The organism is Streptomyces silaceus (assembly GCF_001419745.1).
In the GTDB taxonomy this organism is placed as follows: domain Bacteria; phylum Actinomycetota; class Actinomycetes; order Streptomycetales; family Streptomycetaceae; genus Streptomyces; species Streptomyces silaceus.
Map to the genome: position 1 here is coordinate 1 of NZ_LIRJ01000087.1, position 13,892 is coordinate 13,892.

Annotated in this window: 15 protein-coding genes; 9 read left to right on the top strand and 6 right to left on the bottom strand. The window is 73.3% G+C overall.

The window, feature by feature from the left end; all coding sequences use genetic code 11:
* The 3 genes from AOK22_RS10340 to AOK22_RS10350 form a co-directional block, all read left to right on the top strand.
* The coding region (locus AOK22_RS10340; RefSeq protein WP_055698290.1) for an amidohydrolase at positions 1 to 1,397 on the top strand (1,397 nt) is incomplete at its 5' end.
* A gap of 143 nt (positions 1,398 to 1,540) precedes the next feature.
* Positions 1,541 to 2,224, top strand: a complete 684-nt coding sequence (locus tag AOK22_RS10345; RefSeq protein ID WP_055698291.1) for a DUF899 domain-containing protein — start codon at positions 1,541 to 1,543, stop codon at positions 2,222 to 2,224.
* Between the two features lie 181 nt (positions 2,225 to 2,405).
* Positions 2,406 to 2,600 carry a hypothetical protein gene (locus AOK22_RS10350; protein WP_055698292.1) on the top strand — a complete coding sequence of 65 codons (195 nt, stop codon included), beginning with the start codon at positions 2,406 to 2,408 and terminating at the stop codon, positions 2,598 to 2,600.
* A gap of 22 nt (positions 2,601 to 2,622) precedes the next feature.
* Here the strand turns inward: AOK22_RS10350 and AOK22_RS10355 are convergent, their stop codons facing one another.
* Positions 2,623 to 4,413, bottom strand: a complete 1,791-nt coding sequence (locus AOK22_RS10355) for an ABC transporter ATP-binding protein (protein ID WP_244164729.1) — start codon at positions 4,411 to 4,413, stop codon at positions 2,623 to 2,625.
* A 441-nt stretch (positions 4,414 to 4,854) separates the two neighbouring features.
* On the opposite strand from AOK22_RS10355, the gene AOK22_RS10360 reads away from it, so the two are divergent.
* The 3 genes from AOK22_RS10360 to AOK22_RS10370 are packed head-to-tail and all read left to right on the top strand — an operon-like array spanning position 4,855 to position 8,090.
* Positions 4,855 to 5,865 carry a thiamine pyrophosphate-dependent dehydrogenase E1 component subunit alpha gene (locus tag AOK22_RS10360; protein ID WP_055698293.1) on the top strand — a complete coding sequence of 337 codons (1,011 nt, stop codon included), beginning with the start codon at positions 4,855 to 4,857 and terminating at the stop codon, positions 5,863 to 5,865.
* Between the two features lie 27 nt (positions 5,866 to 5,892).
* Positions 5,893 to 6,906, top strand: a complete 1,014-nt coding sequence (locus tag AOK22_RS10365; protein WP_055698294.1) for an alpha-ketoacid dehydrogenase subunit beta — start codon at positions 5,893 to 5,895, stop codon at positions 6,904 to 6,906.
* On the top strand, positions 6,903 to 8,090 hold the full coding sequence (locus tag AOK22_RS10370; protein ID WP_244164728.1) for an acetoin dehydrogenase dihydrolipoyllysine-residue acetyltransferase subunit: 1,188 nt from the start codon (positions 6,903 to 6,905) through the stop codon (positions 8,088 to 8,090). The genes AOK22_RS10365 and AOK22_RS10370 overlap by 4 nt, the downstream gene beginning before the upstream one ends.
* A gap of 69 nt (positions 8,091 to 8,159) precedes the next feature.
* On the opposite strand, the gene AOK22_RS10375 is transcribed toward AOK22_RS10370, so the two are convergent.
* Positions 8,160 to 8,594 (bottom strand): hypothetical protein, encoded by a 435-nt coding sequence (locus AOK22_RS10375; RefSeq protein ID WP_237773566.1) that lies wholly within the window; start codon positions 8,592 to 8,594, stop codon positions 8,160 to 8,162.
* A gap of 57 nt (positions 8,595 to 8,651) precedes the next feature.
* A complete protein-coding gene (locus tag AOK22_RS10380; protein ID WP_069887001.1) occupies positions 8,652 to 9,158 on the bottom strand; it encodes an ATP-binding protein in 507 nt (168 codons plus the stop codon).
* Positions 9,159 to 9,316: 158 nt separating this feature from the next.
* On the opposite strand from AOK22_RS10380, the gene AOK22_RS10385 reads away from it, so the two are divergent.
* The 3 genes from AOK22_RS10385 to AOK22_RS10395 all read left to right on the top strand — a co-directional run bounded on the left by AOK22_RS10385 (position 9,317) and on the right by AOK22_RS10395 (position 11,390).
* Complete coding sequence (locus AOK22_RS10385; protein ID WP_055698297.1) at positions 9,317 to 10,177, top strand: helix-turn-helix domain-containing protein; 861 nt, start codon at positions 9,317 to 9,319, stop codon at positions 10,175 to 10,177.
* 94 nt (positions 10,178 to 10,271) lie between these two features.
* Positions 10,272 to 10,487, top strand: coding sequence for a DUF397 domain-containing protein (locus AOK22_RS10390; protein WP_055698298.1), 216 nt, complete (start codon positions 10,272 to 10,274; stop codon positions 10,485 to 10,487).
* Between the two features lie 69 nt (positions 10,488 to 10,556).
* Complete coding sequence (locus AOK22_RS10395; protein WP_055698299.1) at positions 10,557 to 11,390, top strand: SAM-dependent methyltransferase; 834 nt, start codon at positions 10,557 to 10,559, stop codon at positions 11,388 to 11,390.
* Between the two features lie 33 nt (positions 11,391 to 11,423).
* Here AOK22_RS10395 and AOK22_RS10400 read toward each other — a convergent pair whose 3' ends face one another.
* The 3 genes from AOK22_RS10400 to AOK22_RS39620 form a co-directional block, all read right to left on the bottom strand.
* The gene (locus AOK22_RS10400; protein WP_055698300.1) at positions 11,424 to 12,914 is read right to left on the bottom strand and encodes a glutamate synthase subunit beta; all 1,491 of its coding nucleotides are present in this window, start codon (positions 12,912 to 12,914) and stop codon (positions 11,424 to 11,426) included.
* A gap of 80 nt (positions 12,915 to 12,994) precedes the next feature.
* A complete protein-coding gene (locus AOK22_RS10405; RefSeq protein WP_055698301.1) occupies positions 12,995 to 13,474 on the bottom strand; it encodes an anthrone oxygenase family protein in 480 nt (159 codons plus the stop codon).
* 215 nt (positions 13,475 to 13,689) lie between these two features.
* Positions 13,690 to 13,892: DUF2293 domain-containing protein (locus tag AOK22_RS39620; RefSeq protein ID WP_157872210.1), on the bottom strand; the 203-nt coding region annotated here is incomplete at its 5' end.

The window sequence follows — 13,892 nt, forward strand, 5'->3', positions numbered from 1 at the left end:
AGCGACAGGGCCCCGCCGGCCTCGGCACCCCCGCCCCCGCCGACCTCGTCGTCACGGGCTGCACGGCCCTGACCCACGACGCGCACGGGCGGATCGTCTTCGTCGACGACGCCACGATCGTCGTACGGGACGGAGTCATCGCCTCCGTCACGGCGGGCGGCACCCGGGCCGGGGGCTCGGCGGCCACCGGGGTCCCGGAGGCCGCCGAGCACCTCGACGGCCGCGGCACCGTCGCCCTCCCCGGGCTCGTCAACTGCCATACGCACACGCCGATGGTGGCCCTGCGCGGCCTCGCCGAGGACCTGCCGGTCCACGCGTGGTTCAACGACTGGATCTGGCCCGTCGAGTCCCAGCTGACCGAGCGCGTCGTCGGGCTCGGCGCGCGGCTCGCCTGCGCCGAGCTGATCCGCGGCGGCGTCACCACCTTCGCCGACCACTACTTCGCCATGGACGAGGTCGCCGCCGCCACCGAGGAGAGCGGCCTGCGCGCCGTCCTCGGCCAGGCCTACTTCAGCTCGCAGGGCCCCGAGGGCCGGGCAGCCTCCCTCGACTTCGCGCTCCGGCGGCGGGGCGCGGCCGACGGGCGCATCACCACCTGCCTCGCCCCGCACGCCCCCTACACCGTCGACGACGCCGACCTCGCCGCGACCGCCGAACTGGCCGCCGAACACGGCCTGTTGGTCCACATCCACGCCGCCGAGAACCGCGAGCAGACCGACAACAGCCTGGCCCGCCACGGCCGCACCCCCATCGAGGTCCTGGAGCGCGCCGGGCTCCTCGACGTGGACCTCCTCCTCGCGCACGCCACCGGACTCGACGCCGGGCGCGACCTGCCCGTGCTGCGCCGCGCGGGCGGCCGCGTCGCCGTCGCCTCCGCGCCGCGCGGCTACCTCAAGTTCGGCTGGGACACCACGCCCGTGCGGGCCCTGCGGGAGGCGGGCGTCCCGGTCGGCCTGGCCACGGACGGCGCCGCGTCCAACAACACCCTCGACGTGTGGGAGTCCATGACGCTCACCGCGCTCGTCCAGAAGTACGTGGAGCGCGACCCCACCTGGCTCGCCGCCCGCCAGGCCCTGGACCACGCCACGTCGCAGAGCGCGCGGGCCGTCGGGCTCGGCGACACGATCGGGAGCCTCGCCCCGGGCCGGCAGGCGGACCTCGTCCTCGTGGACCTGACCGGGCCGCACACCCAGCCCGTGCACGACCTCGCCGCCACGCTCGTGCACAGCGCCCGCTCCGCCGACGTACGCACCACCATCGTCGCGGGCCGCGTCCTGATGCGCGACCGCGAGCTGCTGACCCTCGACGTGCCGGACATCGCGGGGGAGTTGGCGGAACTGCTGCCCGCACTGGTCGACCGCGGCCACGGCAAACGGATCCAGGAGTACCGCGGCTGAGGCTCCAGGAGCGCCACCGCCGATGCGCCGGGAGAGAGTCCGAAGATTCTTCGAGAATTCTTCGCCGGGAGCGATGAGTTACGCGAACCCCGCAGGTCCACCCTTCGCAGACGTACGTGCCCGAAGGGTGGAGGAGACACGCCATGGGACTTCCGGACATCGTCACACGCGAGGAGTGGCTGGTCGCGCGTGAGGAGTTGCTGGCCAAGGAGAAGGCGGCCACCCGAGCGCGCGACGCGCTCAACGCCGAGCGGCGCGGGCTGCCGATGGTCGAGGTCGACAAGGAGTACTACTTCGACGGCGCCGACGGAAAGGCCACCCTGCTCGACCTCTTCGACGGCCGTGACCAACTCGTCGTCTACCACTTCATGTTCGCCCCCGAATGGGACGAGGGCTGCCGCAGCTGCTCCGGGTTCCTCGACCAGATCGGGCACCTGGCGCACCTGCGGGCCCGCGGCACGAACTTCGTCGCCGTCTCGCGCGCGCCGTACACCAAGCTGCTGGCCTTCAAGTCCCGCATGGGCTGGACCGTGCCCTGGTACTCGACGAACGACGGCGACTTCAACCACGACTTCCTCGCGTCCTTCCCCGAGGAGCCCCACGACGTGCCCGGCATCAACTGCTTCCTGCGCGACGGCGACCGCGTCTTCCACACGTACGCGACGTTCGCCCGCGGTCTGGACGGCCTCGGCTCCACCACCAGCCTCCTCGACCTCACCGCGCTCGGCAGGCAGGAGGAGTGGGAGCGGCCCGCGGGGCGGGCGTCGGCGCTCGGGGCCCCGGCGGGCAGCGCGCGGGTGCGGTACCACGACGAGTACGAGGACTGAGGCGAGGAGGCGCAGGAGGACGGGAGGAAGCCGTACGAGGGCGGGGGAGCCCGGGGAGAACCCTGGACATTGGCTCAACTCCGTGTCAGTTCGGTCACGTTGCGAGTCCTTGAGGGCCTCGCGGACGTTCTCATCGGTAGAACCGACCGAGCACGAACCGAACCGCACGGGGGACAGGATCATGAGGAACGGACGAGTGGTGTTGGAGCGATTTCCCGCGGGCGGACCGCGCGGATCGTGGCCCGCGGAGGAGTACGCGCGGGCCCGCCGCCAGGAGGGCCGCCCCGCCGAGGTCGTGATGGACCTCGCCTCGGACGCCTTCCTGGTGATCGTGCGCGAGCGGGCGGGGGCCGAGGAGCTGGCCGCCGCCGCGTGAGGACCGCCCGGCGGGCCCGGACTCACCGCGCCAGGAACTGGTCCGCCTGCAGCCCGTACAACTCGGCGTAGACGCCCCCCGTGGCGAGCAGCTCCTCGGGGGTGCCGGACTCCACGAGCCGGCCCGCGTCCAGGACGTGGACCAGGTCGGCGTGGCGCACGGACGCCAGGCGGTGCGTGATGAGGACGACCGTCTGGCCGGTGCCCGCCAGGGCCCTGATCTTCTCGAAGACCTCCAGCTCGGCACGGGCGTCGAGCGCGGCGGTCGGCTCGTCGACGATCAGGATGTCCGCCCGCCGGTACGCGGCCCGCGCGATGCCGAGGCGCTGCCACTGGCCGCCGGACAGCTCGTGCCCGCCGGTGAACGCCTTCGCGAGGAGGGTGTCCAGGCCGCGCGGCAGATCGGCCACGACGTCCTCGGCCCCCGCCTCCGCCACCGAGGCGCGCAGCCGCTCGTCGCTGCGGGGTGCGCAGGCCCGCCCGATCGCGATGTTCACCCGCGCCGTGAACGGCCACCGCTTGAAGTCCTGCGCGACCATCGCGATGCGCTCCGCGAGCCGGGCGCGGTCGGCGGTGGCGGCGTCCACCTCGTCCCACAGGATCCGGCCGCGGTCCGGCGCGTACAGCCCGGCGAGCAGCTTGACCAGGGTCGTCTTGCCCGAGCCGTTCTCGCCGACCAGGGCGACGATCTTGCCGGTGGGCAGGGAGAGGGACACGTCGCTCAGCGCCTGGCGGCCCGCGGACCCGGGGTAGCGGAAGGTGACGTCCTCGAACCTGATCTCGCGGGGCCGCTCGGGCAGTTCCGCGCCGCCCACCGGGATCGCGCGGCGCTCCGCCGCCACACAGAGCCGGTCGAGGTCGCCGACGAACAGGGCGTCCTCGTGCAGGGAGTTGATCTCCAGGACGAGGGTGTCCAGGCTCGCCGCGCCCGTGCGGATCGCGATGACCGCGGTGCCCGCCACGGACAGCGCCATCGCCCCGCCGAGCAGCAGTCCGCCGAGCGTCGCGTACGTCGCCGCGGTCGCCAGGCCCGTCCAGGCCGCCGCTATCAGGCCGGTGCGGGCGGCGAGCCGCGCGAGGCGCGCCTGCTCCTCCTCGGCCGCCTCCGACATGGACCGGAAGTGCCGCAGGAGGAACGGCCCCACGCCGTGCACGCGGATCTCGGGCGCCGCCGCCGTCTCCGTGAGCAGCCCGCTGATCAGGTGCCCCGCGCGGGCGTGCTGCACCCAGGCGTGGAAGGAGCGGTAGCGGCGCCGGGCGATGGTCAGGGCGCTCCACGCGCTCGGCAGCGTCATGGTCACCAGGAGCGGTAACAGCACCGGGTGCAGGACCGTCAGGACGCTCGCCGCGGCGATCAGCGAGATCAGCGCGTTGACCGCGCGGGTCGCGATGGCGATCATGCGGCGGGCGGAGGAGGCGCCATACTGCGCGGTGTCGAGGAGCTTGTGGAACGCGTCGTCCTCGATCGCCGACAGCTCCACGCCCGCCGCCCGCTCCAAGTACTGCTCGGTGGCGACCCGTTCGACCTTCGGCTCCAGCCGGCCGGTCGCGTAGGTGGAGGCGGCGCGCAGCAGGGCGGCGGCGAACAGCACGCAGGCCATCGTGATGAGGGCGGGGGCCGCGCCGCGCAGCCGCTCCTCGATCGGCGCGCTGGTCATCAGGCGCGCGAGCACGCTGTTCACCGCGAACAGGCTGACCGCCTGCGCGAGGCCGCGGGCCAGCTCCGCGCCGAGCACGATGCGGGCGGCCTGCCGGTCGGCCTGCCAGGCCAGCCGGAAGCTGGCGCCGAGCAGGGCGGGCAGCCGCCTCAGCATGGCGCGGAAGCCCAGCTGGAGGAAGGCGTCCTCGTGCTGGGACCAGCCGGTGTCATAGCGCAGGGGGCCACCGAACAGGAGCGCCTCGGACTCCGAAGTGGCCTGCTCTGTAGTGGACGTGGGTTGCTCCGCGGGGGATGCGCGGGGCGTGTCGGGTTCGTCGGCCGTGTTCTTCGCTTCGTCCAAACCGGTCTCCGTCTCGGTGCGGGAGGAGCGGCCACTATCGCGGCGGCCGCGGGGTGCGGGCAGGGCGCGTGCGCTTTCCGCCACGGCGTACCCGGAGCACGCCCGGGGCGCTCGCCACAGCTCGCGGGCGGCCGGGGTGGTCCGGGGGCGGCGGGGCGGGGTGCAACCCCGGGCAACTCTTGCCCGCCCGGCGGACCCGGGGTGCCATGACCCATGGACCCAACTCCGTACCCGTACAGGCAAAGGAGTTATTCCGTGACCGACTTTCTCCGGACATCCGAGGTCCCCCCTGCGCGGGGGCTGGACGGGCCCGCGCTGCTGGGGGCCTACCGCACGATGCGTACCATCCGCGGTTTCGAGGAGCGGCTCCACGAGGAGTTCGCCACCGGTGACATCCCCGGCTTCGTCCATCTGTACGCGGGCGAGGAGGCCTCCGCGGCCGGCGTCTGCGCGCACCTCGACGACGAGCGCGACGTCATCGCCTCCACCCACCGGGGCCACGGGCACTGCATCGCCAAGAACGTCGACGTGAAGGCGATGATGGCCGAGATCTACGGCCGTACGACCGGTTCCTGCCACGGCAAGGGCGGCTCGATGCACATCGCCGACCTCGCCAAGGGGATGCTCGGCGCCAACGGCATCGTCGGCGGCGGTCCGCCGCTGGTCTGCGGTGCCGCGCTCGCCGCGAAGGTACGCGGGGACGGCGGCGTCGGCGTGGCCTTCTTCGGCGACGGCGGCAGCAACCAGGGCACCACCCTCGAATCCCTCAACCTCGCCTCCGTCTGGCGGCTGCCCGCCGTATTCGTGGCCGAGAACAACGGGTACGCGGAGGCCACGTCGGCGTCCTGGTCCGTGGGCGGCGGCTCCATCGCGGCGCGCGCGGCGGCCTTCGGCATGCCCGGTGTCACCGTCGACGGCTTCGACTTCTTCGCGGTGCACGAGGCGGCGGGCGAGGCGGTGGCGCGGGCCAGGCACGGCGGCGGCCCCACGCTCATCGAGGTGCAACTCACCCGCTACTACGGCCACTTCGAGGGCGACCAGCAGACGTACCGGGGCGGCGAGGTGCCGCACGCGCGCGCCGAGCTCGACTGCCTGCTGCGCTTCCGGGCGGCCGTGGTCGGCGCCGGGCAGCTCACGGACCGGCAGCTGGACGCCGTCGACACCGAGGTCGCCGCGCTGATCGACGAGGCGGTGGCGGAGGCCAAGGCGGCACCTCTGCCGACCCGCGCCGATCTGGAGACGGACGTCTACATCTCGTACAACTGACCATCACCTGAGGGGAGTCGGAGCCGGATGGCACGCAGCATCAGCTATCGCGAGGCGATCAACGAAGCACTGGCGCAGGAGATGGAGCGCGACCCCTCGGTCGTCGTCATGGGCGAGGACAACGCGGGCGGCGCGGGCGCGCCCGGCGCGGACGACGCGTGGGGCGGCGTCCTCGGCGTCACCAAAGGACTGCAGCCCCGCTTCCCCGGGCGGGTGCTCGACACCCCGATCTCGGAGTCGGCGTTCATCGGGGCGGCGATCGGGGCCGCGACGCGCGGACTCCGTCCGGTCGCCGAGCTGATGTTCATCGACTTCATGGGGGTGTGCTTCGACCAGATCTTCAACCAGGCGGCGAAGTTCCGGTACATGTTCGGCGGCAAGGCCGTCACCCCCGTGGTGATCCGCGCGATGTACGGCGCGGGGCTGCGGGCGGCGGCCCAGCACTCGCAGGCGCTCTACCCGGTCTTCACGTCCGTGCCCGGCCTGAAGGTCGTGCTGCCGTCCTCGCCGTACGAGGCGAAGGGGCTGCTGATCCAGGCGATCAGGGACGACGACCCGGTGATCTTCTGCGAGCACAAGGCCATGTACGACGTGGTGGGCGAGGTCCCCGCCGAGAGCTACACGATCCCCTTCGGCGAGGCGGACGTGGTGCGGGAGGGCCGGGACGTCACCGTCGTGGCGCTCGGCCGGATGGTCTCCGTGGCCTGCGAGGCCGCCGACGAGCTGGCCGGGTCCGGGGTGCGGTGCGAGGTGATCGACCCGCGCACGACCAGTCCGCTGGACGCCGAGACGATCCTGGAGAGCGTCGAGCACACCGGGCGTCTCGTGGTCGTCGACGAGGCTGGGCCGCGCTGCGGCATGGCCGCCGACATCTCCGCGCTCGTCGCCCGCGAGGCGTTCGGCGCCCTCCAGGCACCGATCGGCACGGTCACGGCGCCGCACACACCGGTGCCGTTCAGCCCACCGCTGGAGGACCTCTACATGCCGGACGCGGGGCGGGTCGCCGCCGCGGTCAAGGCGGCGGTGGAGTGGAAGCCGTGACGGGGACGGAGGGGACGACGGCGGGGGAGGAGACGACGGGCGTGGACCCCGGGATCACCCCGGTGATCATGCCGAAATGGGGCCTGTCCATGCGGACCGGGAAGATCACCGAGTGGCTCGCGGCCGAGGGGGACGCGGTCGAGGAGGGCGACGAGCTCGCCGAGATCGACACCGACAAGATCGCCGGCACCCTGGAGGCCCCGAGCGGCGGCGTCCTGCGCCGGATCGTCGCCCCGGCCGGCGACGCGGCCCCCGTCGGCCGCGCCATCGCGCTGATCGCCCCGGCCGGGGTCCCGGACGCGGCGGTCGAACGGGCGGCCGCCGAGGCCCGCGCACAGCTGGCGAGCGGGGTCCCGGCCGAGGACGAGGAGGGCCCCGTCACCGGCACCGTCCAGGTCGGCGACACCGCGCTGGCGTACGCCACCTCGGGCACCGGCGAGCGGCACGTCGTCCTCGTGCACGGCTTCGGCGGGGACAAGAACTCCTGGCTCTTCGTCCAGGAGGCGCTCGCCGCGCGCCACACCGTCCACGCCCTCGACCTGCCGGGCCACGGCGAGTCGGCCAAGGACGTCGGCGACGGCGGCCTGGGCACGCTCGCCGGGGCCGTCACCGGATTTCTCGACGCGCTCGGCATCGCCCGCGCGCATCTGGTGGGCCACTCGCTGGGCGGCGCGGTGTCGGTGGCGGCCGCGGCGAGCGCCCCGGAGCGGGTGGCGTCCCTGACCCTGGTCGCGCCCGCGGGCCTGGGCCCCGACGTGAACGCCTCGTATCTGCGGGGCTTCGCCGCGGCGGGCACCCGGCGCGCGCTCCGCCCCCACCTGAGCACCCTCTTCGCGGACGAGGCGCGGGTGACCCGGCAACTGGTCGACGACCTGCTCCGGTACAAACGTCTGGACGGCGTGGACCGCGCGCTGGGGGCCCTGCTCACCACCCTGCTCGACGAGGACGACGCACCGGCCCTCGACGTGCGGGGACTCCTGGCGAGCGGGGCGACGTCCGTGCCGGTGGTCGCGCTCTGGGGCCGGGAGGACCGCGTGATCCCCGCGTCGAACGCGGCGTCGCTGAAGGGACGCGCGGAGATCCGCCTGGTGGACGGCGCGGGCCACATGCCGCACATGGAGACGCCGGGGGAGGTGGTGACGGCCGTGGAGCACGCCATCGCGGGCTCAGAGGGCGCCCCGTAGGGGCACGGGGAACGGCGCGACACGTCACAGCGCACCGCGGTCGGCGCGCCGCCCGACCCGGCGGAGCGACTACGCCCGGAGGGCCCGCGACCACTCCGGCGCGTTCCCGGTCACCCGGCACAGCGCCAGATAGAGAGGAATCGGCGGCGTATAGGGAACATCGCCGTCCGGACGGTTGATGAGGACGGGCCGCCGCCAGGCGTCCCGTACGACCGCTCCCGCCGAGTAGGAGACCGGCGCGGGCCACTCCATGGCGACGTCGGAGTCGGCGGGGACGATCCACCACCAGCGCGGCCCGTCCTCGTACACGCACCCCACGCGGGGGAGCCGGTCCATCAGGCCGGGCCCGAGCGCCGCGGGCACCGCCACGGCGTCGCACCCGAGCGGCTGGGTCATTCCTTCGGGGAGATCGAGCCGCTGGGGTGGTCGTACCGGTGTCGGCGTCCCGGAGAGCTGCCGCTGCCGTGTCAGACGGACCAAGGTGTTCAGATCCAACGGCCGCACCGTACCCGTGCTCACATGCCCCCCGCCCGCATCACTGCCACGCTCGACTCATTCGTTCTACGCACACGCCGCCGTCGTCGAGACCGGCGCGCCCGTTCTCTGCAACTCCGCCCACACCGTCAGCCCGATTCCGGGCCCCGCGTCGTGGACGCCCCACGCACTGCTCACCGCGTCGACAAGAAGCAGTCCCCTCCCGTGCTCCTCATCGGCCCCCCTGTGCACCGGGCGCGGCACGCCTGACCCGCACCCTTCGTCACGCACGGTTATTCGCAGTTTCTCCGGATCCGCGCACAGCTCGCAGATGATCCGCCGGCTCGCGGTGTGCACCACGGCATTGGTGACCAGTTCGGAGAGAACGAGTGCCGCCGCGTCGCGGGCGTCGTCGTCGCGCACGGCCCACCGGTCCAGCTGCGCGCGCATCAGCCGTCTGGCCTGAGCGGCGGAACCCGGACGCGGTGCGAGGGCGAAACTGACGCAGACCTCGGCGGCCTCGGGCAACGTCTCGACGAGATCGCCGAGACGGCCTTCGGTGGCTTCGGTTCCTAACGGCGCGGGCGGAGTCACGCTCTCCACTATCGCCCCGCCCGGAACACCTTGGCAAGGGCCACTCTGAAAAGTGCACAGTGGCGTGTGCCTCCGAAGCGGCGCATGGCACACTGCTCGGAACAGCTCGCGGTGCGGTGTGAGTTGAGGCAACGCGAAGTCAGGTGGAGGTAGGAGACGTGAGCGAACCGCGGTCCGCGCCGACCGTAGGTCAGGTCGTTCTCGGTCGTCGCCTGCAGGATCTGCGTGAGAGCGCGGGCCTGAAACGCGAGGAGGCCGCGAAGATCCTGCGCGTCGCCCCCGCCACCGTCCGGCGCATGGAGACGGCCGAGGTCGCCCTGAAGATCCCGTATCTCCAGTCGCTCCTGAAGGCCTACGGCGTCACCGACGACGAGGCCGACGCCTTCGTGACCCTCGCCGAGGAGGCCAACAAACCCGGCTGGTGGCAGCGGTTCCACGACATCCTGCCGGGCTGGTTCAGCATGTACGTCAGCCTGGAGGGCGCGGCCAGCCTGATCAGGTCCTACGAGCCGCACTTCGTGCCGGGACTCCTGCAGACCGAGGAGTACGCGCGCGGCGTGATGCGCTCCGGGGCCATCGGCCAGACCAGGCCCGCGGACATCGAGCGGTATGTGGCGCTGCGCATGGAGCGCCAGTCGCTGCTCACCCGCGAGGACGCGCCCCGGCTGTGGGTGGTGATGGACGAGACCGCGTTGCGCAGACCCGTCGGCAGCGTCGACGTGATGCGGGAACAGCTCGACCGGCTGATCGAGGCCACCGAGATGCCGCACGTCACGCTGCAGATCGCGCCGTTCGCGGCGGGCCCGCACCCCGGGACGTACGGACCGTTCGTCATCTTCCGCTTCGCCATGGCGGAACTGCCCGACATGGTCTACAGCGAGTACCTGACCGGCGCCGTCTACCTGGACGCGCGCAAAGAGGTGGCCACCCATCTGGAGGTCATGGACCGCATGGCGGCACAGGCCGCCACCGCACCACGCACGAAGGAGATCCTCCGGGATCTCCGCAAGGAGCTGTGACATGGACCGACATCGAGCCGGAACGCGCCCTGCCGGTCCGCGTTCACCCGGAGCCCGTGACGACTCGCGCGGCGAGTCGCGGATATACAACGGCATGCCCGCGCGCGACCTCGGCAACGAGGGCTGGCACAAGCCGTGGAGCGGCGGCAACGGCGGCAACTGCCTGGAGGCCATGAAGCTGGCCGACGGCCGGGTCGCGGTGCGCCAGTCCGCCGACCCCGACGGCCCCGCGCTCATCTACACGCACGGGGAGATCACCGCGTTCATCCAGGGGGCCAAGGCGGGCGAGGCGGACTTCCTGCTCTCGTGACGCGCGGCGGTCCGCCGTGTGCCCCCTCGCACGACCCCTCACCCGCCGCCCACCCCCCTTGGAGCCCGCATGACGGACGACCCGTCGTACATCGACACCAGCAGGCCGCACCCCGCACGGATGTACGACTGGTTCCTCGGCGGCAAGGACAACTACCCGGTCGACGAGGAGATGGGGCGCCAGCTCGTCGCCATGGACGGGCGGGTCCTGACCACCGCGCGGGCCAACCGGGCGTTCATGCGGCGCGCGACGCGCTGGCTGGCGGGCCGGGGCGTGCGGCAGTTCCTCGACATCGGCAGCGGCATACCGACCGAGCCGAACCTCCACCAGATCGCCCAGGGGGTCGCCCCGGACACGCGCGTCGTCTACTGCGACAACGATCCCATCGTCCTCGCGCACGCCGGGGCGCTCCTGCGTTCGACGCCGCAGGGCGTCACCGAGTACATCCAGGCGGACTTCCGCGAGCCGGAGAAGATCCTCGAAGAGGCCGCGCGCGTCCTCGACCTGGACCGGCCCGTGGCCCTCTCGCTCGTCGCGCTGCTGCACTTCGTCGCGGACGAGGACGGTGCGTACGACCTGGTGGACCGCCTGATGCGGGCCCTGCCCGCCGGCAGTCATCTGATGCTGTCGCACGGCACGGGCGACTTCACCCCGGACACGGCACGGCAGGCCGCCGAGCTGTACAAGGCGCGCGGCATGACGCTGGCGCTGCGCTCGCGCGCGCAGGTGGCGCGCTTCTTCGACGGGTACGAGCTGGTGGACCCCGGGGTCGCGGTCATCGACGAGTGGAAGCCGGAGCTGGGGGAGGCGTCGGAGCCGGTTGCGGGGGCGGCCCCCGTGGCGGGTGGGGCGTCGGACGACGGGCCGACGCCCGGGTACGGCGCGGTGGCGCGGAAGCCCTGACGGCGGGGTTCCAGGTGTGCGGTCCGCGCCGTTTCACGCCGCCATCGGCCGGTCGTACGGCGTGATCGGCGACGGCAGCCCGGTCGCGCCCGTGAGCCAGTGGTCCACGGCCGCCGCGGTCGCGCGGCCCTCCGCGACGGCCCAGACGACGAGGGACTGGCCGCGCGCCGCGTCGCCGGTCGCGAAGACGCCGGGGACGTTCGTCGAGAACCGCGCGTCGCGGGCCAGCACGCCCCGCTCGTCGAGGTCCACGCCGAGCTGGTCGAGCAGGCCGCCCGGGGTGTGCTCGGGCCCCGAGAAACCGAGCGCGAGCAGCACCAGATCGGCCGGGAGCACCCGCTCCGAACCGGGCAGTGGCCGGCGCGCCGCGTCGACGCCCGTCAGGTGCACCTCCCGCACCCGTCCCGCCGCGTCCCCGCCGAAGCGGAGCGTGGACGCCGCGAACAGCCGTGCGTCGGCGTCCGCCGCGGGCGCGGTCCGCAGCTGTCCCGCCTCCTCGTGCGCCGCGGAGATCCGGTACAGCCTCGGGTACGTCGGCCAGGGCTCCGCCACCTCGTCGCGCTCCTCGCCGGGCCGCGCGTAGATGTCCAACTGCGTGACGGACGCGGCCCCTTCGCGCACCGCCGTGCCCAGGCAGTCGGCCCCGGTGTCACCGCCGCCCACGATCACGACGTGCCGCCCCGCGGCGCTCAGCGGCGAGACGTCCAGATCGCCCTCGCACACCCGGTCGGCGAGCGGCAGATACGCCATGGCCTGCTCGACGCCCGCCAACTCCAGCCCCGGCACGTCCAGTTCCCGCCACGCCGTGGCCCCGACGGCCAGGACGACCGCGTCGTACCGGCCGCGCAGCTCCGCCGCCGTGACGTCCCGACCGACCTCCGTCGACGTACGGAACCGCACGCCCTCGGCGGTCAACTGCCCGAGCCTGCGGTCCAGATGGCGCTTCTCCATCTTGAACGCGGGGATCCCGTACCGCAGCAGCCCGCCCACCCGGTCCGCCCGCTCGTAGACCACGACGGTGTGCCCGGCCCGCGCCAGCTGCTGCGCGGCGGCGAGACCCGCGGGGCCCGAGCCGACGACCGCGACGGTCTTGCCGGAGAGCCGTTCGGGCGGCCGGGGCGGGGCGAGCCCGTCGGCCCAGGCGCGGTCGGCGACGGCCGCCTCGACGTTCTTGATCGTCACCGCGGGCCGGTTGATCGCCAGGACGCAGCCCGCCTCGCACGGCGCGGGACACAGCCGCCCGGTGAACTCGGGGAAGTTGTTCGTGGCGTGCAGCCGGTCCGCCGCCGCGCGCCAGTCGGCGCGCGACACCAGGTCGTTCCACTCGGGGATGAGATTGCCGAGCGGGCACGCCTCGTGGCAGAAGGGGACGCCGCAGTCCATGCAGCGGTCCGCCTGCCGTTCGATCAGGGGCAGCAGCGCCCCGGGGACGTACACCTCGTCCCAGTCCTTCACGCGTTCCTCGACGGGCCGGCGCGGCCAGTCCTGCCGGGGCGTGGTGAGGAAGCCTTTGGGGTCGGCCATCGCCGTCTCCCTCGCGCGGGCTTTCTGCCACCGTACGCCGGGACGGCGCACCCGGCATGTGCGGAGGCCTCCGCCGCGGCTCAGGTCAGCGCGAGGATGAAGGAGGCCGTCGCGCCGGTCGAGGCGACGGCGCGGACGGTGTTCCACACCGTCCACTCCCGGACGTACGTACGCCAGTACTCCGCGCCCTCCGCGCTCTCCGGGTCGACCTCGGCGAGGGCGTCGTTGCGCGGGACGTTCGCCGCGACGGTCACGCCGAACGAGCCGAACAGATACAGTGCGCACCCGAGCAGCAGCTCGACCGTGCCCTCGTCCGGCCAGAGCACGAACGTCACCACGGCGAGCACCGCGCTGAGTCCCGTCGCCCCGAGGAAGATCGCCATGAACGGCGGGGTGACCGCGGCGACGTTGATCTTGTTCATCGCGGCGATGCCCTGAGCGGGCGGCAGCGCGGCCAGCCCCTTCATCACCATCGTCGAGAACCCGGCGAACACCCCGGCGGCAAGCCCGCAGGCGAGCGCCCCGAGCACGGTGAGCACGAAGTACGGTCCGTCGATCATGGCAACTCCCGCGGAGGAAGGGGCGGTTATGTCACTGGGGGGTGGACCGCGAGCCACTGATCCTGCACGCCGCCTCCCCCACACCACAAGTCAATAGCGACAACCGGCCACGGGCCATGCGCGACGGACGCGCACACATAAGCAGCCGTCTTGGGCCGTCCCCGTCCGGGCAAGGCGGCCGTACCTCCCGGTGCCGGGCACCGGTCGAGGAGGCGTCAGCCGTCACCCTGGTGCGGAGCGTCCTCACGCCACGACAGCAGAACGGCCCGCACCGCAGGTGCGATCCGGCGCCGTGCCTCACCCCGAGGCACCCCGCTCATCAGCAGCCGGTCGTACGGCGTGGCCGAATGCCGGACCGCCGCCCCCACGGCGGCGACCACCGCCCCCTCGGACAGCGCCCGTCCGGCCGCGCTCCGCC

Excerpts from the sequence above, each read along its gene's own strand:
- AOK22_RS10390 (WP_055698298.1), top strand. The coding sequence starts at position 10,272 with ATGCCCGCGCGCGACCTCGGCAACGAGGGCTGGCACAAGCCGTGGAGC.
- AOK22_RS10355 (WP_244164729.1), bottom strand. The coding sequence starts at position 4,413 with ATGCTGAGGCGGCTGCCCGCCCTGCTCGGCGCCAGCTTCCGGCTGGCC.
- AOK22_RS10395 (WP_055698299.1), top strand. The coding sequence starts at position 10,557 with ATGACGGACGACCCGTCGTACATCGACACCAGCAGGCCGCACCCCGCA.
- AOK22_RS10345 (WP_055698291.1), top strand. The coding sequence starts at position 1,541 with ATGGGACTTCCGGACATCGTCACACGCGAGGAGTGGCTGGTCGCGCGT.
- AOK22_RS10365 (WP_055698294.1), top strand. The coding sequence starts at position 5,893 with ATGGCACGCAGCATCAGCTATCGCGAGGCGATCAACGAAGCACTGGCG.
- AOK22_RS10400 (WP_055698300.1), bottom strand. The coding sequence starts at position 12,914 with ATGGCCGACCCCAAAGGCTTCCTCACCACGCCCCGGCAGGACTGGCCG.
- AOK22_RS10350 (WP_055698292.1), top strand. The coding sequence starts at position 2,406 with ATGAGGAACGGACGAGTGGTGTTGGAGCGATTTCCCGCGGGCGGACCG.
- AOK22_RS10405 (WP_055698301.1), bottom strand. The coding sequence starts at position 13,474 with ATGATCGACGGACCGTACTTCGTGCTCACCGTGCTCGGGGCGCTCGCC.